This is a genomic window from Endozoicomonas sp. OPT23, assembly GCF_009653635.1.
Lineage (GTDB): Bacteria > Pseudomonadota > Gammaproteobacteria > Pseudomonadales > Endozoicomonadaceae > Endozoicomonas_A.
Map to the genome: position 1 here is coordinate 412 of NZ_PPFD01000018.1, position 225 is coordinate 636.

Sequence of the window (225 nt, forward strand, 5' to 3'; positions counted from 1 at the left end):
ATTGTTAAAGAACACATTTTTCGAAACTGAAAAATGGGTTGAGTCTCAGAAAACTGATCTCAACAAAACACAAAACAGCATCAAGATGCTGTTTTGTATCAAACAATTCGTGTGAACGCTTATGGATGTCGGTTTTCGTTTAAGGAGGTGATCCAGCCCCAGGTTCCCCTAGGGCTACCTTGTTACGACTTCACCCCAGTCATGAATCACTCCGTGGTGACCGCT

General features: G+C 43.1%; 1 rRNA gene. It reads right to left on the reverse strand.

The annotated features are described in order from the left end of the window. Positions 1 to 140 precede the first annotated feature (140 nt). Positions 141 to 225 (reverse strand): 16S ribosomal RNA (locus EOPP23_RS21255); the annotation flags it as partial.